The sequence below is a fragment of the Bacillus sp. JJ1127 genome, from assembly GCF_036965845.1.
Classification (GTDB): Bacteria; Bacillota; Bacilli; order Bacillales; family Bacillaceae_G; genus Bacillus_A.
Genome location: NZ_JBALQK010000179.1, coordinates 1 through 4,488, shown reverse-complemented (window position 1 = coordinate 4,488; position 4,488 = coordinate 1). Strand labels below are relative to the sequence as shown.

General features: G+C 34.8%; 5 protein-coding genes. 3 read left to right on the top strand and 2 right to left on the bottom strand.

Going from position 1 to position 4,488, the window contains the following annotated elements; all coding sequences use genetic code 11:
• The first annotated feature begins 113 nt into the window (after nt 1-113).
• Nucleotides 114-1,085 carry an MBL fold metallo-hydrolase gene (locus V7183_RS17640; RefSeq protein ID WP_335360316.1) on the top strand — a complete coding sequence of 324 codons (972 nt, stop codon included), beginning with the start codon at nt 114-116 and terminating at the stop codon, nt 1,083-1,085.
• Between the two features lie 261 nt (nt 1,086-1,346).
• Here the strand turns inward: V7183_RS17640 and V7183_RS17635 are convergent, their stop codons facing one another.
• Both V7183_RS17635 and V7183_RS17630 read right to left on the bottom strand, forming a co-directional pair.
• Nucleotides 1,347-2,027: a DUF3600 domain-containing protein gene (locus V7183_RS17635; RefSeq protein WP_097899644.1), complete on the bottom strand. Its 681-nt coding sequence runs from the start codon at nt 2,025-2,027 to the stop codon at nt 1,347-1,349.
• Nucleotides 2,024-2,602, bottom strand: a complete 579-nt coding sequence (locus V7183_RS17630; protein WP_335360315.1) for a sigma-70 family RNA polymerase sigma factor — start codon at nt 2,600-2,602, stop codon at nt 2,024-2,026. The genes V7183_RS17635 and V7183_RS17630 overlap by 4 nt, the downstream gene beginning before the upstream one ends.
• A gap of 199 nt (nt 2,603-2,801) precedes the next feature.
• Between V7183_RS17630 and V7183_RS17625 the strand changes: the two genes are divergently transcribed.
• Nucleotides 2,802-3,788, top strand: a complete 987-nt coding sequence (locus tag V7183_RS17625) for a quinone oxidoreductase family protein (RefSeq protein WP_335360314.1) — start codon at nt 2,802-2,804, stop codon at nt 3,786-3,788.
• 29 nt (nt 3,789-3,817) lie between these two features.
• Nucleotides 3,818-4,456 carry a zinc dependent phospholipase C family protein gene (locus V7183_RS17620; protein ID WP_335360313.1) on the top strand — a complete coding sequence of 213 codons (639 nt, stop codon included), beginning with the start codon at nt 3,818-3,820 and terminating at the stop codon, nt 4,454-4,456.
• The last annotated feature ends 32 nt before the right edge of the window (nt 4,457-4,488 follow it).

The following is a 4,488-nucleotide window of genomic DNA, read 5'->3' as shown; positions in this document are numbered from 1 at the left end:
ATTAATAAATACCAAAATAAATAACAACATTACATAAAGGCAGAAAACGATTTTTCGTTTTCTGCCTTTTTCTTTTATAATAAAAGAATACTAGACTACAAGGAGTGATAAGTGTGAAAAAAGTAGAGCAATTATCTTCTCAGTTATACCTTATCGACGATCACGATTTACAACATGACGAACGTACAGGTACATACGTTTTATTAGGCGATAACATTACTTTAATTGAAACGTGTGCTGCCCCTTCTCTTCCCTATCTATTAAATGGTTTACAACAATTACGTATTAATTTAACAGATATTAAAAATATTATTGTGACACATGTTCACCTTGACCATGCTGGTGCAGCTGGCTTAATGATGGAAAAATGTCCAAATGCTACTTTATTTGTCCATCCGCGCGGGACTCGTCATATGATTGATCCTACAAAACTTATTCAAGGTGCAAAAGCAGTATATGGTGATACTTTTGATGAACTCTTTAATCCAATCCTGCCCATTCCAGAGAACCGCGTCCATGTCGTACAAGATGGAGAAACACTACAAATCTCTGAAAACCGGATACTAACATTTTATGATACACCAGGGCATGCAAAACACCATATTAGCATCCATGATTCTTTAACAAACGGTATTTTCACAGGCGATACAATTGGTATTTATTATCGAGAATTGATTGATCTGAACGTTGAATTATATTTACCAACCACGTCTCCATCACAGTTTCAACCTGATGCGATGATTGCAGCAAAAGACCGTATTCGAAATATGAATGTTGACTCCATCTATTTTGGGCATTATGGTGCATCTTCTCATGTTTCTGAAGTATATAAACAACTTGAATACTGGCTACCTATCTTTGTTGACCTAGGGAAACAAGTATTTGAAAAAAATCAAGATTTTGAAACAGCAAGTCATGAACTGTATACTTTATTGCTTGAAAATGTATCCTCACATCTTACAAAACAGGGTGTACCATTAACCCATTCTATTTACGATGTTATCAAACTCGATATGGAGATCAGTGCGATGGGGATTATTGATTATCTTACAAAACAAGAAAAAACGGAAACAACTACTAACTAAATGAGTAGGAATCATAAGAGGATATACTTTTCCAATCATAAACACACAAATTTGGTAGTATTTCGATCTACGTATTACATTTAGCAACAATATATAAGAGCCAAACAATCAATGTTCAAGAGTGGTTGACCATGTTGGTTTATTTATAAGTGCCATTCTCCTTGTAAGGGTGGCCATACATGCGGTAAGGAAATTTAAATAATAACTTTTATATACTAAAAAGAAGAGCCTATCTATATAAAGGCTCTTCTTTTTAGTAACTTACTGCACCTTTTCATTTACATACTCCATAAACTGTTCCGCTTTTACAAACTCCTCTTTGTATGCATCAGGAACTTCTTCTACGGTTATACCTCCACTTGATTTCGTTTTTACTAATACTTTCTCATAAGTCATTGTGGCATCTATATACTGTTTGTATTCCTCAGAAGTTAATACTTCTTTACTAGATTTGTGTCCATTCAATTTATCAAAATACGGCTGAAGTTCCATTGATACCTTTTTCATTTCCTCTTTTTTCGCTGGCGATAATTGGTCATAATCAATATTGCCGTTTGAATCACCATATTCAAGTTTAGCATTTGTTAATTTTTTTAAATGCTTTGTAAACTCTTCATACTCCTTTTCCCCTATTTCACCTTTTGCTTGCGACAATTTAGCATCTAAGCTCATATATCCTTTTAATGTTGCATTTCCTGCATGCTTTTTTAAATTTTCAAATGATCCGTATATTCCATCTGCCATAATGGATTGATAAGCAAATCCAGTCGTTGGAATTAATAATGCCGCTGCAAGTACTCCTGTAATAAGACGCTTTTTCATTGTTTTCCCTCCGCGCTTCATTTTTATTTGAATCATTACTTTTTCTTTCAACTCAGGTGGTGGTACAATCCCTTTTGCTTCTTCTTGAAGCGATTCTTTTACTTGATAATCTAAACTCATTTCATATCCCCTACCTCTCCTAAAAAGATTTCTTCCACTTGCTCCTTTTGACGTAATTTCTTTAATGCCGCATGAATTCGTGATTTAACCGTCCCAACTGGAATATGTAAAATATTTGCTACTTCTTCCTGCGAATATTCATGTAAATACCGTAGTATAATAACTTGTTTCAATTTGTAAGGTAATTTATGAATGAGTGCAATAAGCTTTTGATTCGAAATCTTGTTCACAACATTACTAGAAAAATCAAATTCAATTGGCTGTCTCTGTTCCTCAGCTTTCTTGACAATACGTAAGCGCATCCACCTTTTTCTCCTATATGAGTGGATTTGCCTTATCGCAAGCCCTATTAACCATGGCCGAAAGGATTTTTCTGTATCATATCTACTAAGTGATTGATATAACTGTATGTATATCTCTTGAACCACATCATCTACATCTGTCTTTTCCTCTATCAAAAAATGGGCTGTCTTATAAACATCTTGAATTGTTTTATCATATAGTTCACTATATGCTTCTTGATTTCCTGATAGAGTTAATTGAATAAGACGCTGATAGTCTGTTTCCCCGTCCATTTATCATCCCTCCTTTGTCTTATACTATATATTGGCAAGTAAAAAACATTTCGTTCGATTTTTTTAACATAAATTTTTATATACACGAATAAATCGTTTTATAACGTCTACTTATAGCCTTTTATAACAATTATATAATTTTCTATTTTATGATAGGTCTTTAAAATCATATATAGAATCTATTTTAGGGGGATATATTATGAAGGCTATTATTGTAACTGCATTTGGTGGACCTGAAACAATGAAGTATACAGAAATAGATATGCCGACTTTTAATGAAAAGCAAGTATTAATTCGCGTTATCGCGACAAGCGTCAATTTTGCCGATATTAAATCGCGCTATGGCAAAAAGGGGAATGGAAAACTCCCATTTATTCCAGGTATAGATGCGGCAGGAATTGTAGAACAAGTAGGTTCAGATGTGAAAAATATTCGTGTAGGACAGCGTGTAATCGCCTTTCCTCTTACTGGTTCGTATGCTGAATATGTTGTCGCAAATGAAAACCTTACCTTTGTATTACCTGATGAAATTGACTTTACAACTGCAGCCGCTTGTCCTATCGTATCTTTTACGAGTTATAACCTGCTTGCAAATGTCGCAAGATTACAACAAGGTGAATCAGTCCTCATTCATGCAGCTGCCGGCGGAATTGGAACAACGGCTATTCAATTAGCTAAACTATTAGGCGCTGAAAAAATCATTGGAACAGTCGGAAGTGAAGCAAAAAAGAAAATCGCTTTAGAAGCTGGGGCTGATCATGTTATTTGTTATCAAGATGAAGATTTTAGTGAAAAGGTAAATGAACTTACTGGTAGTAAAGGTGCCGATGTTATTTTGGATTCGATTTCTGGTACAGTATCAGAAAAAAGCTTGGAGTGTTTAGCTTACTACGGTCGCCTTGTCCATTTTGGTAATACGAGCGGTGAAATTGGCACATTCCGTACAAAAGATTTACATGCAAGCTGTCGTTCTATTCTTGGCTTTAGCTTTGGAACAACTCGAAAGAAACGTCCTCAATTACTCTGTCATACCGCTGATCAAGTTTTTCATTATTTACGTGATGGAAGCCTGCAAATTGAAATTGGTAAACGTTTTACACTTCAAGATGCAGGGAAAGCACATGAATGGGTCGAAAGTAGACAGAGTGTGGGGAAAGTTATACTAAACGTCCAGTCTACTCCCTAAAATGAATACATGAAATAGAGGTGTCATTCATGGGATCACGCATTATGCATTTAATTATTGCAAATGGTATTGCAGAGAGATTATCCATTCAAGATAAAACTTCTTTCTTGCTCGGCGGCGTAGCTCCCGATGCAGTTCATTCAAAAAAAGAAAAAGAAGCTTCCCATTTCTATGCTGGTACAACAAAGAACTATACAAGAAGAATCGATTATGATTCATTTTTTCATAAATATGAATCATTCATGGATTCCCCTTTTATTTTAGGATATTATACGCATCTTATTGCTGATGATAATTGGCTACACGGCTTTTTTCTTCCTTGGCTCCAAAATAGAATCGAGCATGACAAAACAATTTTACCCCTGTATCATAACGACTTTAAACTGTTGAATGCAAAACTATTACATCATTACGATAAAGAGCAGCAATTCCTTTCTATCCTTAATCAACATGCAAACATACCAAAGTTTGAGGAAGTAACAGAAGAAAATGTGCTAGCTTTTAAAAAGCTTATTTTTGATGATTTGCTGTACCCCAAGCAAGATTTGCATACAAACTTACAAGTGTTCACATTTGATCAAATCGTCGGTTATGTAGAGACTGCTATTGAGAAAGGAGTATTCTATCTAGAACAGCTCTCGAACAATAGATCTACTACAAAATTTTAAAGCCCTCACTTCTTTTAAAATGTACCCTATAG

Coding starts and splice junctions, on each gene's coding strand:
- V7183_RS17635 (WP_097899644.1), bottom strand. CDS start 2,027: ATGAGTTTAGATTATCAAGTAAAAGAATCGCTTCAAGAAGAAGCAAAA.
- V7183_RS17630 (WP_335360315.1), bottom strand. CDS start 2,602: ATGGACGGGGAAACAGACTATCAGCGTCTTATTCAATTAACTCTATCA.
- V7183_RS17625 (WP_335360314.1), top strand. CDS start 2,802: ATGAAGGCTATTATTGTAACTGCATTTGGTGGACCTGAAACAATGAAG.
- V7183_RS17620 (WP_335360313.1), top strand. CDS start 3,818: ATGGGATCACGCATTATGCATTTAATTATTGCAAATGGTATTGCAGAG.